General features: G+C 57.0%; 14 protein-coding genes. 3 read left to right on the top strand and 11 right to left on the bottom strand.

Going from position 1 to position 14,100, the window contains the following annotated elements:
• Positions 1-123 precede the first annotated feature (123 nt).
• Positions 124-2,046, bottom strand: coding sequence for a DNA mismatch repair endonuclease MutL (gene mutL / locus ACFO6X_RS02820; protein ID WP_382429864.1), 1,923 nt, complete (start codon positions 2,044-2,046; stop codon positions 124-126).
• Positions 2,047-2,134: 88 nt separating this feature from the next.
• Here mutL and ACFO6X_RS02825 point away from each other — a divergent pair, with 88 nt between their 5' ends.
• On the top strand, positions 2,135-2,794 hold the full coding sequence (locus ACFO6X_RS02825) for a DedA family protein (RefSeq protein WP_382429866.1): 660 nt from the start codon (positions 2,135-2,137) through the stop codon (positions 2,792-2,794).
• Positions 2,791-3,750 (top strand): asparaginase, encoded by a 960-nt coding sequence (locus tag ACFO6X_RS02830; protein WP_382429868.1) that lies wholly within the window; start codon positions 2,791-2,793, stop codon positions 3,748-3,750. Before ACFO6X_RS02825 ends, ACFO6X_RS02830 begins: the two co-directional genes overlap by 4 nt.
• Positions 3,751-3,844: 94 nt before the next feature.
• Here the strand turns inward: ACFO6X_RS02830 and adk are convergent, their stop codons facing one another.
• The 10 genes from adk to ACFO6X_RS02880 form a co-directional block, all read right to left on the bottom strand.
• Positions 3,845-4,501: an adenylate kinase gene (gene adk, locus ACFO6X_RS02835; protein WP_382429870.1), complete on the bottom strand. Its 657-nt coding sequence runs from the start codon at positions 4,499-4,501 to the stop codon at positions 3,845-3,847.
• Between the two features lie 108 nt (positions 4,502-4,609).
• Positions 4,610-5,413, bottom strand: a complete 804-nt coding sequence (gene kdsB / locus ACFO6X_RS02840; RefSeq protein ID WP_382429872.1) for a 3-deoxy-manno-octulosonate cytidylyltransferase — start codon at positions 5,411-5,413, stop codon at positions 4,610-4,612.
• Positions 5,410-5,607, bottom strand: a complete 198-nt coding sequence (locus ACFO6X_RS02845; RefSeq protein ID WP_382429874.1) for a Trm112 family protein — start codon at positions 5,605-5,607, stop codon at positions 5,410-5,412. Before ACFO6X_RS02845 ends, kdsB begins: the two co-directional genes overlap by 4 nt.
• 13 nt (positions 5,608-5,620) lie before the next feature.
• Positions 5,621-6,625, bottom strand: coding sequence for a tetraacyldisaccharide 4'-kinase (lpxK, locus tag ACFO6X_RS02850; RefSeq protein ID WP_382429876.1), 1,005 nt, complete (start codon positions 6,623-6,625; stop codon positions 5,621-5,623).
• A gap of 30 nt (positions 6,626-6,655) precedes the next feature.
• The gene (locus ACFO6X_RS02855; protein WP_382429878.1) at positions 6,656-7,090 is read right to left on the bottom strand and encodes an ExbD/TolR family protein; all 435 of its coding nucleotides are present in this window, start codon (positions 7,088-7,090) and stop codon (positions 6,656-6,658) included.
• Positions 7,087-7,728, bottom strand: a complete 642-nt coding sequence (locus ACFO6X_RS02860) for a MotA/TolQ/ExbB proton channel family protein (RefSeq protein ID WP_382429880.1) — start codon at positions 7,726-7,728, stop codon at positions 7,087-7,089. Before ACFO6X_RS02860 ends, ACFO6X_RS02855 begins: the two co-directional genes overlap by 4 nt.
• Positions 7,729-7,915: 187 nt before the next feature.
• Entirely contained in the window at positions 7,916-8,908 is a 993-nt protein-coding gene (locus ACFO6X_RS02865; protein ID WP_382429882.1) for a hypothetical protein, read from the bottom strand.
• The gene (locus ACFO6X_RS02870) at positions 8,901-12,050 is read right to left on the bottom strand and encodes a glycosyltransferase (RefSeq protein ID WP_382429884.1); all 3,150 of its coding nucleotides are present in this window, start codon (positions 12,048-12,050) and stop codon (positions 8,901-8,903) included. The genes ACFO6X_RS02865 and ACFO6X_RS02870 overlap by 8 nt, the downstream gene beginning before the upstream one ends.
• Positions 12,051-12,063: 13 nt before the next feature.
• Positions 12,064-12,690, bottom strand: coding sequence for a GNAT family N-acetyltransferase (locus ACFO6X_RS02875; protein ID WP_382429886.1), 627 nt, complete (start codon positions 12,688-12,690; stop codon positions 12,064-12,066).
• A gap of 7 nt (positions 12,691-12,697) precedes the next feature.
• Entirely contained in the window at positions 12,698-13,285 is a 588-nt protein-coding gene (locus tag ACFO6X_RS02880) for a hypothetical protein (protein WP_382429888.1), read from the bottom strand.
• A 186-nt stretch (positions 13,286-13,471) separates the two neighbouring features.
• On the opposite strand from ACFO6X_RS02880, the gene ACFO6X_RS02885 reads away from it, so the two are divergent.
• Positions 13,472-14,053, top strand: a complete 582-nt coding sequence (locus ACFO6X_RS02885; protein WP_382429890.1) for a Fe-Mn family superoxide dismutase — start codon at positions 13,472-13,474, stop codon at positions 14,051-14,053.
• The last annotated feature ends 47 nt before the right edge of the window (positions 14,054-14,100 follow it).

Here is a 14,100-nt window from a genome sequence, read left to right on the forward strand (position 1 = left end):
CAAAAACTTTCTTGCAAAAAAGGGTGTTGCATCATTGGAGTGCAACATTATGTCAAAAAGTCATGTTGCCATACCCATATTGGTGCAACATTGGGCAGTTGATAGAAAAAATCCCCTTTTTGGTTATTTGCCGCGCAAAAATAGTGCGTTCAGTTCCCGTAGGGTGAGTTGGTGCCACGTGGGGCGCCCATGATTGCATTGGTCAGAACGTTCGGTGCTTTCCATCTGACGCAGCAGGGCATTCATTTCGTCCAAGCTGAGTATGCGGTTTGCTCGTACCGCACCATGACAGGCCATCGTGGCCAGAATATCGTTGCGCGCGCGCTCTATGGTGGTGCTGACCTCTTGGGAGGCCAATTCGGCCAGAACGCTGCGGGCCAGTTCGATGACATCGCCTTGTGCCAAAGGCGCTGGTACTGCTCTGACAGCCAGTGTTTTGGGGGAGAAAGGCGTGATCTCTAGGCCCAACAAGGCCAATGCCTTGGCTTGCTCTTCGGCTGTAGCCACTTCTTCAGGGGTCGCTGCAAAAGTGGCTGGAATCAGCAACGGTTGGCTGGCCATTTGGTGACCGTGAGCAGTTTGTGCTTTGAGGCGTTCATAAACAATACGCTCGTGAGCGGCATGCATGTCTACCAGCACCAAGCCTTGGGCGTTTTGGGCCAAGATGTAGATGCCATGTAGCTGTGCCAAAGCTTGGCCCAGAGGCCAGGATGTGATGGGGTGGGGCGCTGTGGGTGGGAGTGCAACAGTAAGAGCTTCTTCAGAAGAGGATGTGGCTTGTTGGTTGACAGCAGTAGTGGGGCTCCAGCCATCTGGGTTGCTGCGCTCTGCCACTTGATGGGTTGCTGCACTACCAGAGGGGGCTTCCCACAGCAGTTTTACATCGTGAACACGGTGGCCAGCCCGTTCTTCCAAGGCGATAGCGGCCTGCTTGCGTAGCGGTGCTGGGCTGCGTGTTGCCCCGTCAGGGGCAGGGCGGTGCGTGGTGGTGGGTGGGGCTAGAGCGGGAGCGGGTGTGGCCGCTGGCATCACTCCGGCACGCGGAAGGGCTAAGGCATTCTCTATGGCATGGCGTACGGCCTGATGCACTTCTCGACTGTCACGGAAGCGTACTTCAATCTTTGTGGGGTGTACATTCACATCCACACGGGCCGGATCTATATCGATATAGAGCACATAGACGGGTTGGCGTTGCCCGTGCAGCACGTCTTCGTAGGCGCTGCGCACAGCATGGGTGATGATCTTATCTCGTATAAAACGTCCGTTGACATAAACAAATTGTTGGTCGGGGCGTGTGCGGGCTGCCTCGGGTAGCCCTACCCGTCCTGTGACAGTGACCAGCCCTTGCGTATATTGCACAGCCGTTGACTGTGCCACCCAATCTTGCTTGAGCACATCGCCAAGGCGGCGAGCAAGTGCGTCTTTGCCTTCTTGACCTGGTACCAATGTGGCCCGCCATTGTTCTACAAGCTTGCCTTCATGCCAGATGGCAAAGCCTACATCGGGCCTGGCCAGTGCCTGACGGCGCACAGCTTCGATACAGTGGGCCAGTTCTGTGGCATCAGATTTGAGAAATTTACGCCGTGCGGGTGTTGAGTAGAACAGTTCTTTGACTTCTACGGTGGTGCCTTGGCTGCGTGCCACAGGGCGTACTTCACCACTGCGTGCATCGAGCAAAAAGGCACTGTCTTGCTCTGGGGGCCGTGAGAGCAAGGCGGTTTCTGACACGGCACAGATGGCGGCAAGGGCTTCACCCCGAAAGCCCATTGTGGCTACGGTTTCCAACTCGTGCAGACTGCTGATTTTGCTGGTGGCATGGCGCCGCAAGGCCAGTGCTAGTTCGGTGTGCGGTATGCCGCAACCGTTGTCTTCTACTGCAATCAGGCGCACGCCACCGGCTAATAGCCGTACTGTGATGTGTGTCGCTCCTGCATCGAGGGCATTGTCTAGCAGTTCGCGAACTACGGAGGCTGGACGTTCGACGACTTCGCCTGCTGCAATTTGGCTGATGAGTTCGTCAGGCAAGTCCCGAATGGGGCGGGACATAAGAGGGGAGGGGGCTGTAGGGGCATTCACCACAGGGATTGTAGGCAGGCATGGCGATAATTGCCGCCTGTTGCTGGAACACCCCATCATGGAAGCTATCTCTTTTCTGCTCGATTTTATTCTGCATGTGGACAAGCACATTGAAGCCTTTGTGCTGGCCTATGGTGTCTGGGTCTATGCCCTGCTGTTTCTGATCGTGTTTGTGGAGACAGGTGTTGTGGTGATGCCGTTCCTGCCGGGGGATTCGCTGCTGTTTATTGTGGGGGCGTTGTGTGGTGCGGGGTTGATCGAATTTGCTCCGGCCTGTGCGGTGCTGTTGGCTGCGGCTATTCTGGGTGATCAATGCAATTACACGATAGGTCGTTATTTCGGGCCGAAGGTGTTTCAGTGGGAAGATTCACGCTGGTTCAACCGCCGTGCCTTTGACCAAGCCCATGCGTTTTATGAGCGTTATGGTGGCATCACGATTGTGTTGGCCCGTTTCATACCTTTTATCCGTACCTTTGCTCCATTTGTGGCGGGGGTGGCTGCAATGGGGCGTAGCAAATTTACCGCCTTCAATGTCGTGGGGGCTTTGATTTGGGTGCTGGGCATTTGTACGGCCGGTTACTTTTTTGGCAATTTGCCTTGGGTGCAAGAAAATTTAGACAAGATCATCTGGGGGCTGATTCTGGTGCCAGGTGTGATCGCCCTTCTGGGGGCCTGGCGTGGAGCCCGCAACAGTGCTGTTGAGGGAGGTGCTTTGTGAATGTGGCGGGGGGGCAGCCATGTCTTGTGGTGTTGGGTACGGGGGGGACTATTGCAGGCACGGCCGTCTGCTCTAGTGACAATCTGGGGTATAGCGCAGCACAACGCAGTGTGCAGGTTTTGTTAGATGGCGTGGGCACTGTGCCGGTTGGTATAGACCTAGTGTCAGAGCAGGTGGCACAGGTAGATAGCAAGGACATGGATGCAGCTATTTGGCAGGCGCTGGCTGCTCGTTGCCAACACTATCTGCGTGACCCACAGGTGTGCGGCATGGTCATTACCCACGGCACAGATACGTTGGAAGAGACGGCATGGTTTTTACACAGTGTGTTGCCAGCGAGCAAACCGGTGGTGTTGACTTGTGCGATGCGTCCCGCTACGGCTTTGTTTGCTGATGGCCCACAGAATTTGCGCGATGCGGTGGTGGTGGCTACACAACCTGGTGCCCAAGGTGTGACAGTGGTTTGTGCCGGGCAGATTCATGCGGCCCAACGTGTGCAGAAGGTACACCCCTATCGCTTGAATGCCTTTGACTCAGGTGATGGTGGGGTGCTGGGCTGGGTAGAAGAGGGGCGGGTGCGCATGGCACAGCCGTGGGTGACTGTAGCCCTTGAAGCCGATGTGGAGAAAGCTGTGTTGCCTTCTGCCGCCTGTTGGCCTCGGGTTGAGATTGTCGTGAGCCATGCTGGAGCCAGTGCCGCCACTGTAGACGCTTTGGTGGCCAGTGGTGTACAGGGGCTGGTAGTGGCAGCCACAGGTAATGGCACCATTCATCAGGCCTTGATCCCAGCCTTGGAGCGGGCAGAAGCCATGGGGGTTGCTGTGTTGGTGAGTACCCGTTGTGTGCAGGGGGCGTTGGTTTCGACGCCAAACAGGCCTCCCCGTTGGCCTTGGGCACCGGGTTTAAGCCCGGTGAAGGCACGGATTACGTTGTTGCTGCAGTTGCTCCACCAATAGGCCCAGCAATTGCGCTGAAATACACATAAAAACGCCCCGTGGTTGACGGGGCGTTACAGGTGCTGGCGCAGCACCGGACAGCACGGACAGATGATCAGCTGGCCAATGCTGTAAAAGCGCGGGCAGTGATGTCTTCTACGGTGCCCGTGCCACTGATGGCGCGGTATTTGGGCGCTGCTTCTGGCTCTTGGGTAGCCCACTGGCTATAGTAGTCTACCAACGGACGGGTTTGGGCGCTGTAGACGTCTAAGCGTTTCTTGACGGTTTCTTCTTTGTCGTCATCGCGTTGTACCAGTGGCTCCCCGGTGACGTCATCTTGGCCTTCCACCTTGGGTGGGTTGAACTTGACGTGGTAAGTGCGGCCCGATGCGGGGTGCGAGCGGCGGCCACCCATGCGCTCAATGATGGCGTCAAAGGGCACGTCAATTTCGAGTACATAGTCGAGCTTGACGCCGGCAGCCTTCATGGCATCGGCTTGAGGAATGGTGCGTGGAAAGCCATCGAACAGGAAGCCGTTGGCACAGTCGGGCTGGGTGATACGCTCTTTGACCAAGTTGATGATCAAGTCGTCACTGACCAAGCCGCCAGCATCCATCACGGCCTTGGCTTGAATACCCAGTGGCGTACCTGCCTTGACAGCGGCACGCAACATGTCGCCAGTAGAGATTTGTGGAATGCCATATTTCTGGCAAATGAAAGTGGCTTGCGTGCCTTTTCCAGCGCCGGGTGCGCCGAGCAGAATCAGTCTCATGGAAAGTCCTCTGGATGTGGAAATGGATGGCCGCCGCTGACCGGAAATGTTCTGGGCGCAGCGTTCTTGTCAGCGGGCAAGGATAGCATGCACTGCCTGTGGTCGGGCTTACGCCAGCAAGGCCCGTACCCGCTCTAAGTCTTCGGGGGTGTCTACACCAGGGCCGGGAGCAGTGGCCGTGACATGGACTGCAATGCGGTGTCCATGCCAGAGGGTGCGCAATTGTTCTAGAGCCTCAAGGGCTTCGGTGGGGGCGGGTGCCAGTTGTGGAAACTGGCGCAGAAAGCCTGCCCGATAGCTGTAGAGGCCAATATGGCGCAGTGGTGCAAAGCCTGTCAGGGCGGCGATGTTGGTGTGGCTCTGGGCGGCCCGGCCATCCCACCACGCAGTGCCTGCCAGATCGCGGGCATGGGGAATGGGGGCACGGCTGAAGTACTGTGCCATATGGTGAGCATCTAACACCACCTTGACGATATTGGGGTTGGTGTAGTCGGCCAAGGTGCTAATGGGGTGGGCAGCGGTGCCCATGCTGGCGCTGGGGTGCTGGTGCAGTAGTGCTGCCACGGCAGCAATCAGCAGGGGATCTATTAATGGTTCATCGCCCTGCACATTGACCACCACATCATTTCCGGACAGCTCCAGTAGTGCGCAGGCCTCGGCCAAGCGGTCGCTGCCATTGGCATGATGGGGCTGCGTGAGGATAGATTCGATGCCGTGGTTGGCACAGGCTTGCTGGATGCGGACATCGTCGGTTGCCACCACGGTACGCAGAGCGCCACTTTGTGCTGCACGTTGGGCTACCCGCACGACCATCGGTAGGCCTGCAATATCTGCCAGTGGTTTATTGGGCAGGCGGCTGGAGGCCATCCGTGCCGGAATCAGCACGGTGAAGTCAGTAGTGCCGGACGTCATGCCAAAGATGCCCAGTGTTCTAGTTCGTCATCACTCAGGGGGCGCGACTCGTCTTCCAGCAAGACTGGAATGCCATCGCGTACCGGGTAAGCCAACCGGGCACTGCGCGAGATCAGTTCTTGGTATTCACGGTCGTAGATGAGCGGGCCTTTGGTGACGGGGCAAACCAGCAGTTCAAGCAGTTTCGGGTCCATGGTGGTGCAAGGCTCAATGGCAAGGGGAAGGGCGTGATGATAGTGTGCGGGCCAGATGGGCGTCGAGTGCCATAAAAAATTCGGGGGCTATCTCTACTTGTAATGGCACAGCCAGTGCCTCTGGGTGGTGGCGCCAGAGCTTGATGGCATCTTTTTCTGTACACAGCAGGGGTTGATTAGCCGGAGTGGGACATTGCCAACCCTCGAAGTTGAAATGGTCGGGCAGGGCCACAGTGCGGTTTAGCTGTAGCCCTTGGGTTGCCAGCATGGCAAAAAAATGTTCGGGTCGGGCAATGGCTGCTACTGCTACCAATGGTTGGTCTTGCAACGTGCACAAGGGCACTCGGGTGCCATCAACACGTATGGCCCAAGGAGCCAGTTGGCGTTTCAGGGCAAAGGTGGGGGCATTACTGACGGGAGGAGGCCCAGCATGTACCACCAAATCGACGGCACGGGGCCAAGGTTCGCGCAGGGGGCCAGCTGGGAGCAACCAAGCATTGCCGATTCCGTCTTCGTTGAAAACACAGATCTCGACATCACGCGCTAAAGCCCAGTGTTGTAGCCCGTCATCACAAACGATGATGTTGATCTCGGGGTGATGTGCTCGCAAATGGCGGGCAGCATCTATGCGTTGCGGGGCAACGGCCACTGGCACGTTGCAGGTTTGTGCCAACAGCAGAGGCTCGTCACCCACATCGTCTGGGTGGCTATCAGCTTGGACGCTACGACAGTCATGGCTATGACGGCCATAGCCGCGTGAGACTACACCAGGATGCCAGCCTTGGTTTTGCAGATGGCGGACAACGGCCATGACCACTGGCGTTTTGCCCGCACCCCCAGCAATCACATTACCCACCACAATGACGGGCACCCCCGGATGTTGTGTGGGTAGCCAACGCCAGTGGTAGAGGATTTGTCGCCCACGCGCCAGCAGCCCATAAAGCAGGGACAAGGGCCATAAGAGCCTGGCACCCCAGTGGCGATGGTGCCATAGGCGGCGCAATGCAGCTTCAGACATGATTGAAGGAAGCCTGCCTTTGGGTGTACGTCAGGGATTGGCCGCCCCTGTACTGGCTGACGATTGGGTGGCAAAGGTGATTTGCGTTAGCCCAGCACGGCGTGCTGCCTCCATCACGGTGATGACGGCTTGGTGAGGGGCTGTGGCATCGGCACTGATGACGATAATGCTGCCCGACTGCCCTTTGGCAGCATCGCGCAAGGCGCTAGCCATAGGGTCTACGCCTTTGCCAGTCACGGCCATTTTATTGACAGCATAGCGACCATCAGCGGCTACGGCGACGATGATTTCTTTGGGCCGATCACGCATTTGTTCGGTGTCAGCCACAGGCAGCGTTAGTTGCATCTCGGTGAACTTGCTGTAGGTGGTGGTCAGCATCAGGAAGATGAGAATCACCAGCAGTACGTCGATGAACGGGATCAGGTTGATCTCCGGTTCTTCTTTCTGGCGCGGGCGGAAGTTCATTTGCGCAATTGCATTAGGTGGCGCACAAACTGATCTGCCGACAACTCGAGCGTGAGCAGATAGGCATCCACACGGGCGCGAAAATAGCGCCAGAAAATCAGTGCAGGAATGGCCACGATCAACCCGAAGGCTGTGTTGTACAGAGCCACAGAGATACCATGTGCCAACCGGGCTGGGTTGCCGCTGCTGATGGTTTGTCCGAGTCCGCCTGCATCGACTTGTGAGCCGAAAATTTCGATCATGCCAATGACGGTGCCCAACAGACCCAGCAAGGGAGCTGCTGAGGCAATAGTGGCTAGCGCACTGAGGTATTTTTCTAATCGGTGAGCCACTGCACGGCCGGTGCCTTCCATGGTGGCGCGCAGATCGGTTTCAGTGCAACGAGGATTGGTGTTGATGGCTTGTAGCCCACTGGCCAGCACTTCGCCCAGTGCAGAGTTCTGTGCCAATTGGGCCACCACGTCTGGGCTAGGAACACCGCTGCTAGAGACCGTCATGGCTTCTTGGAGCAATTGTGGGGGGGTGATGCGCGCTGTGCGTAAGGTGACAAAACGCTCAATAATCAGCGCCAGCGCCAGAACGGAACAGGCAATCAAAGGCCAGATGGGCCAGCCTGCGGCTTGTATGATCGACAACAATGTTCTCTCTCCGCTCGGGTAAGGAAACGGCGATTATCTCCTAGCTTGCCTTCATTCTGGCGTGGCCCGTCTGCTGCACTGGGTCATCCACATTCTCTGTGGACAAGGTTGTGGAAAACCTTTACCTGCCACCTTGCTAGCCCGCATCACTGCGTGAAAGTGACAGGTTGATGAAAAAATAGGCAGTTCAATAAAGATCGCTGTCTGCCAGAGTAAAGGGGTAGTCGTTGTCAAAATCCAGTGGCGTGTAGCAGCGGTACACGGGTTGCACAGGCAGTGGCGGGGCCACGGGTGTAAAGCCAAGCAAGGGCAACCATGGGTGTGCGGGGCAGGCTTGTCCGATAAAGGTGTCTAGGTGGGAGATGCCACGGTCTCGTAGCCAGCGGGTTATTTGGAGCCAAGCATCACGCACAGCCTGGGGCGCTTGAGGGAGCACCAGATCCACGAGGATGGCCCGTCCTGGTTCGGTGGGGGTCAGAACCACAAAGCCTACAGGCGCAGCAGAGGTGATAGACCACAATGCAAAACGCCAATAAGGTTGTCCTTGGCGATCATCGAAACGCCAAGCCAAGAATTCACGATCACGTACCAGTGAGATGCGTAGACCCTGACGGTATTGTGCCCACAGAGTGTTCCAGGTCGGTTCGGCAAATTGTGTGGGTAGAACCTGGATGGCATAGCCATGTTCTTGTGGGGATGGAGTTGGTAGAGATTGGCGCCACCAATGGCCCTTGTGGTATGGGGTGCAAACATTCAGTAACGTGCTCAGGCGTGCCCGTCGATCGAGTCCTATCCCCATACACAGGAGTGCCTCTTGAGCACCAGCGGCATGAAACGCCTGTTCTGTGGAAACAAACAGCCCTTGTCGGCTAGCTCCGGAGTGGTGGCGCCATAACGGGTGACTGTAATTGTCGCGTGCTATCAGTAAGGGCTGCTCTTGCCCTTGTATCCAGCAACGATGCACCGTGGCGCCGAAAAAGGCAGCCACGGTGCCATCGGGTGCTTGACTGATCCAGCCCCGCCAGCCTGCCTGATGTGGTTGGTGCCACTGATAACGCCAAGCCCAGACTTGGGGGGGGCGGTGTGTCACAAAGCTGTGCATGAACCCCGCCTGTACCGCAGGCCAGTCGGACTCGGTCATGGCGCGCACTGTGCAACGGGCCAGCGGAGATTTAGTCATGGTTCATCGCAATGATGTGGGTTCCGGCATAGCGCATTTGGTAGTGCAGACGGTAGGTCTCTTGCAAGAAGTCTTTCCATTTATCCCGCAAAAGTTGGGATTCTTGCTGGAGTTGTGTGCGCTGGGCATCGGTGTTCATGACGCCACGGGTGCGTGATTCACGGTGAATGCAGGTGACATCGCTGGCCTGCACCACCCGCCAACCGAGTTGGCGGACATGCAGGTTGAAGTCCACATCGTTGAAAGATACGGCAAATCGTTCATCAAATCCGCCACAGGCATCAAAAACGGTGCGCCGGGTGAGTAGGCAGGCACCCGTGACCGCAGAGACATTGCGCGGAATATTCAGGCCTTTGCCATCGCGTTCATCCACGATATTGCGTGCGCCCCAGCCAACGTCGGTGGCGATGCCATCGTGTTGTAGGCCGCCGCCGTCTTGTGGGTCATATTCCAAACGGGCACCAACAATACCGATGCCTGTGTCTAGGGTTAGATAACGGGCCAGTTGGGTCAGGGTGGTGGGCGCTTTGAGTTCTACATCGTCGTTGAGGAACAGTAGCCAAGGCGTGATGGCATGGCGGGCTGCTGTGTTGTTGAGTGCAGCCCAGTTGAAGGGGCGGTTGTCGTACAGAACGCGCCATCCGGTTTGGTGCTGTGCTAACGCCACCAGTTGTGCGGTGGCGTGGTCATCTGCTGAAACGTTGTTGCATACCAGTAGCACTTGCAGCGAGGGGTAATCTTGCTGCTGTAGCGAAGTCAATAGTCGTGCCAAGTCCTCTGGGTTGTGGTGGGTCAGGATCACGACCGTGAGGGGTTCTAGTGGAGCTTCCCATTGGTGACGCAAGCCCGCACCTTGTTTGGCGGGCTGGCTGTGGACGTGTTGTAAGCCTTGGTTTTGTAGATGGAGCGAAACGCTGCGGCAGGCCGCTTCTAGCACATAGGGTTTGGCCGATACTGCATAGGCTACCGAGGTCTCAGTGGCCCGCCAGTCGTACAGTGGCAGGGCGATGTGTCTGACTTGCAACTGGGGCCGTGCTGCCAGACGCAACCACAAATCCCAGTCCTGACTGCCATCCAAGCCTTCGCGTAGCCCACCTACCTGTGTGAGCACGTCATGGCGTACAGCGGTCAAATGATTGATGTAATTGAGGTGCAGCAGGGTTTCTGGTGCCCAGTCTGGCTTGTGGTAGGTGTGCAGCAATGCGCCGTTGCGGTCGATCATTCTGCTGTCGGTATAAAGGCATTCAAGATCTGGATGGCTGCGGATACAGCCCGCCATTTCCAATAAGGCATCGGGATCGAGCCGGTCGTCGTGATCCAGAAAGGCCACCCAGTCGGCCTGTGCCAAGGCGATGGCTGTTTGCGAGGCCGCCACAATACCCCCCCGTTGGGGACGGTGCTGGATGCGCAGACGTGGATCTTGCGCGGCCAAGTTCTTGAGTTGCTCCAGTAGCGCCAGCACCGGGGGGTGGGTGCTGGCGTCATCAGCGATACAGAGTTGCCAGTGCGGGTACGTTTGTTGCAGTACCGAGTGCACAGCCTCGGTCAAAAATTCGGGGGCCGGATCACAAACTGGCAGGATGATGGCAAAGGTCGGGCCCGCTTGAAAGGCTTGGCCCACCAGACGGCTGAGGCTAGAGCTGGCGATAGACCCAGGCGCTAACAAATCAGCCCAACGGTGCAACTGCGTGAGGGTATTTTGCCCATGCTGCAGTGCTTGCTGGCTGCGCTGGGCTTGGGTGGCGTGCTCTTGGGCGCGTTTTTGGGCAGTGTTTCGTTCTGACTCCAAGGCATCCACCAGATTGACGAGGCGTTCGAGGCTTGCCAATGAGAGACGTTCCACAATTTTGCGCAACACAGCTTGGCGCCAAACCAGATAGCCTTTGCGTTCATGTTGGGTTTGCAGATCTGCTTTTTCACCCGGCTTGGGATATTGGCGGTATTCGCACACCAGCTCCGGAACCCGCCTGAAGGTGCAACCTTCGAGTTCGGCACGAACCAAGAAGTCCCAATCTTCATAGGCCTCTAGTGCTTCATCGAACCTGAGGCGTTGTGCCAGTCGTGTGCGGCAGACATAGCTGTGCAGGGGGATGTGGTTGCCTGCCAGTAGACGGCCTGCCCGCCAATCTTGGCCTAGCGGCTCTCCTGTATCGAGTACTTGCACCTTGCCTTTTTGGTAGTCGCAAGTGGCCAGACGGTAGTCGCCATAGGCCAGATCCAGCAGCGGGGCAGCCTCTAGTTCGGTCACTAGCAGTGCCAGATGGTCTGGGAGCCAGACATCGTCTTGATCGAGAAAGGCGAGATATTCGCCTTGTGCTGCCGCTATGCCTGCATTGAGGTTGGCCGCACGCGGCCCTGGCCCTTGCACCACACGTATCGGTACAGTGGTTGGCCCCTCTGTGGGCCAAGTGCTCCCATGCCAAACCACCACCACTTCTAATTGGTCGTAACTCTGTTCGGCCAGACTGAGCAGGGCTACCGCTAATAGAGCGGGATCATCGGCCCGTACCACGACTGAGACCAAGGGGCGATTTTCAAAAAAATTTTGTTCGCTACCGTCCCACATATAACGGACATAGGCTTCACCATGTGGCGCTGCAATCGCCGCACCACGCAAGGTCGCCAGACCCTGCGTATGGGCTTGGTAGTCATACTGTGCCTGTTGGGAAGCGTGGCAGGCCAGCGCCTGGAGTTTGCGTTCGAGCAGTAAGGGCTCGATGTGGTTGGGGTACGGTAGCGGGCTGGTGGTTTCATAAAACCACAATTCACCCGACCAGTGCTGGGTCAGGGCAGCCACCACCCCTCGTGTCAGGCGACGGTGGTCTGGATGGGATTCACTCGGTGCCGGTAGTGCAATATCGGTGGGGTGATAGGCACTGACCAAGGCGCGGTAACGTTCCTGTATGGCCTGATTCAGGGGTAAGGCACCATCTTGGTGCTCCCAGCATTGCGCTGGGGGGGCTTGCAGTACGGCCAGTCCGGCTTGTAATTCTTGTTGCCGTATTTGCGGATCACCCCCCAACCCGCCATTGGTAATAACGACTACCTTGACCACACCCCCCTGATTGAGGGTGTTCATGATCAGGGCTGCACACCCCAACAACTCGTCATCGGGGTGGGGAGCCAGCACCAGCAAGCGCATACGCAGGTCTCTGTTAGGGGGAGGATCGCAAGGGGGCTAAACGTTGCAGTCGCGATTGGGCCAAACTGCCCAGCCATTCTGGTCGAAGCAGGGCATAACGCCATAAATCAGTGCGTTGGCCATTGGCCGTGCGCAATTCTTCTCGCAACACGGCTTCTCGCGCAATGCCTAGGCCTGCCAGAAACTGGATGGCAGAGCGGTTGCCAGGGTGTACGCAAAACACCAGTTTGTGAAACGGCAAGTCGGTGAAGGCGGTGTGGAGCAGCCAATGCACGGCCTCTAACGCAGGACGGCTGCCTTGACCACGAAAAAACGCCACCGATGCTTCCGCTTTGGCGTTGTAGAGGTCTACTGCACTGAACGCTAGAAAGCCCAGCGGGGTATGGGTGCGCCGATGCAACACCAGTGCTTCGCGCTCTACCGGAGGATCTAGCTGGGCCAACCACTGCAGGCGCTGCACCCAGTCTTGCAGGGGATGTTCTTGGTGTTGGTATGACGGACGGTAAGCGGCCAAGGCCGCCGCCACTTCGGGCCGTGGATAAAGTTGCAGTATGTCTGCTCCTTCCAGTGCCCGCACCAAGCAGGACACACCTTGATAGTGGAACAGGTGGTCTGCTGCGGGGGTAGAAGGAGTTCGCAAGACAGAATCAGTAGGTGGGGCCGCCGTAGGTGCTGGCACAGGTATTGACGCTGATCTGATCAAGTTCGGAGACGCGGGCATTGGCCCACACTGGGAAACCATTTTCATAGCTGCCTTCAGGCAGGACAATGGTTTGCAGATAGAAGGAGTTGCCTCGTGTCAGGGAGTATCCCAAGGCACCCAAATCCAGTGGAATTGTCAGGGCGACCGTACCGTTGGCAGGCGCGGTTACGCCGGTGGCAACAGGCACCTTCAAACCGGCCAGACCCACCTTGATTTTGGCGTTGAGAATTTCATTGCCGCCAGTGTTGGTGGAAGTGACGACATACAGCACATCTTTGTCTTTCAGGCCCGTTACGACCAGAGACAGTGCGTTGGGCACACCTGTATCGTCGCACAGGGTGGCTGCGCCGTGGTAGGTGCTGTTGCCCAAGCTGTCAAGCCGCACTTTGTTCAGGATGGGCAACTCCACCTGCGTGACTTGGGTCGTGACGATATCGGTATAGGTGGGCGTTAGTGCATGGGCCTGTTGCATCAGAAAGGGCAGCGTGGCGGCCTTGCCAGTGAGCAGGAGGGTAGAAAACTTTTTCAGCATGGTGCAGCGATTCCTAAGGGGCAGGAAAAAAAGAGCCACCCAACCGTCTGAGTAAGCCCATAGATTTTGTGCCACTCTAGCATGCTCTCGGCTTGAATAGAGATTCCTTCCTACAATGTGCCGTTGCTGTTGTAGTCCGCACAGGACTGTGCGGCATTGTTTGAACCACCCACGAAGGAAAACCCCATGGAACACACCCTGCCTCCACTGCCTTATGCAATTGATGCCTTGGCTCCCCACTACAGCCAGGAAACCTTGGAGTTCCACCACGGCAAGCACCATAACGCCTATGTGGTCAACCTGAACAATTTGCAAAAGGGCACGGAGTTCGAGAGCCTGACGCTGGAAGAGATCGTCAAGAAGTCTTCAGGAGGTATTTACAACAACGCAGCCCAAATTTGGAACCACACTTTCTTCTGGAACTGCATGGCCCCCAATGGTGGTGGTGAGCCCACCGGCGCGCTGGCCCAAGCCATCCATGCCAAGTGGGGTAGCTATGCTGCCTTCAAGGAAGCCTTTGTGAAATCGGCGGTGGGCAACTTTGGTTCGGGTTGGACGTGGCTGGTGAAGAAAGCCGATGGTTCTGTCGATATCGTCAATACTGGCGCCGCAGGCACTCCCCTGACCACTGAAGACAAAGCCCTGCTGACAGTGGATGTGTGGGAACATGCCTACTACATTGATTACCGCAATCTGCGCCCCAAGTTTGTCGAAACATTCTTGGACAAGTTGGTGAACTGGAAGTTTGCTGAAGCCAATTTTGCGTAACAGCACATTGCACAGAGCATGAAAAAACGGCCTGCGGGCCGTTTTTT

It is taken from the genome of Giesbergeria sinuosa (assembly GCF_042652905.1).
Taxonomy (GTDB): domain Bacteria; phylum Pseudomonadota; class Gammaproteobacteria; order Burkholderiales; family Burkholderiaceae_C; genus Simplicispira; species Simplicispira sinuosa.

Coding starts and splice junctions, on each gene's coding strand:
- mutL (WP_382429864.1), bottom strand. CDS start 2,046: ATGTCCCGCCCCATTCGGGACTTGCCTGACGAACTCATCAGCCAAATT.
- ACFO6X_RS02825 (WP_382429866.1), top strand. CDS start 2,135: ATGGAAGCTATCTCTTTTCTGCTCGATTTTATTCTGCATGTGGACAAG.
- adk (WP_382429870.1), bottom strand. CDS start 4,501: ATGAGACTGATTCTGCTCGGCGCACCCGGCGCTGGAAAAGGCACGCAA.
- kdsB (WP_382429872.1), bottom strand. CDS start 5,413: ATGACGTCCGGCACTACTGACTTCACCGTGCTGATTCCGGCACGGATG.
- ACFO6X_RS02845 (WP_382429874.1), bottom strand. CDS start 5,607: ATGGACCCGAAACTGCTTGAACTGCTGGTTTGCCCCGTCACCAAAGGC.
- lpxK (WP_382429876.1), bottom strand. CDS start 6,625: ATGTCTGAAGCTGCATTGCGCCGCCTATGGCACCATCGCCACTGGGGT.
- ACFO6X_RS02855 (WP_382429878.1), bottom strand. CDS start 7,090: ATGAACTTCCGCCCGCGCCAGAAAGAAGAACCGGAGATCAACCTGATC.
- ACFO6X_RS02865 (WP_382429882.1), bottom strand. CDS start 8,908: ATGACTAAATCTCCGCTGGCCCGTTGCACAGTGCGCGCCATGACCGAG.
- ACFO6X_RS02870 (WP_382429884.1), bottom strand. CDS start 12,050: ATGCGCTTGCTGGTGCTGGCTCCCCACCCCGATGACGAGTTGTTGGGG.
- ACFO6X_RS02880 (WP_382429888.1), bottom strand. CDS start 13,285: ATGCTGAAAAAGTTTTCTACCCTCCTGCTCACTGGCAAGGCCGCCACG.
- ACFO6X_RS02885 (WP_382429890.1), top strand. CDS start 13,472: ATGGAACACACCCTGCCTCCACTGCCTTATGCAATTGATGCCTTGGCT.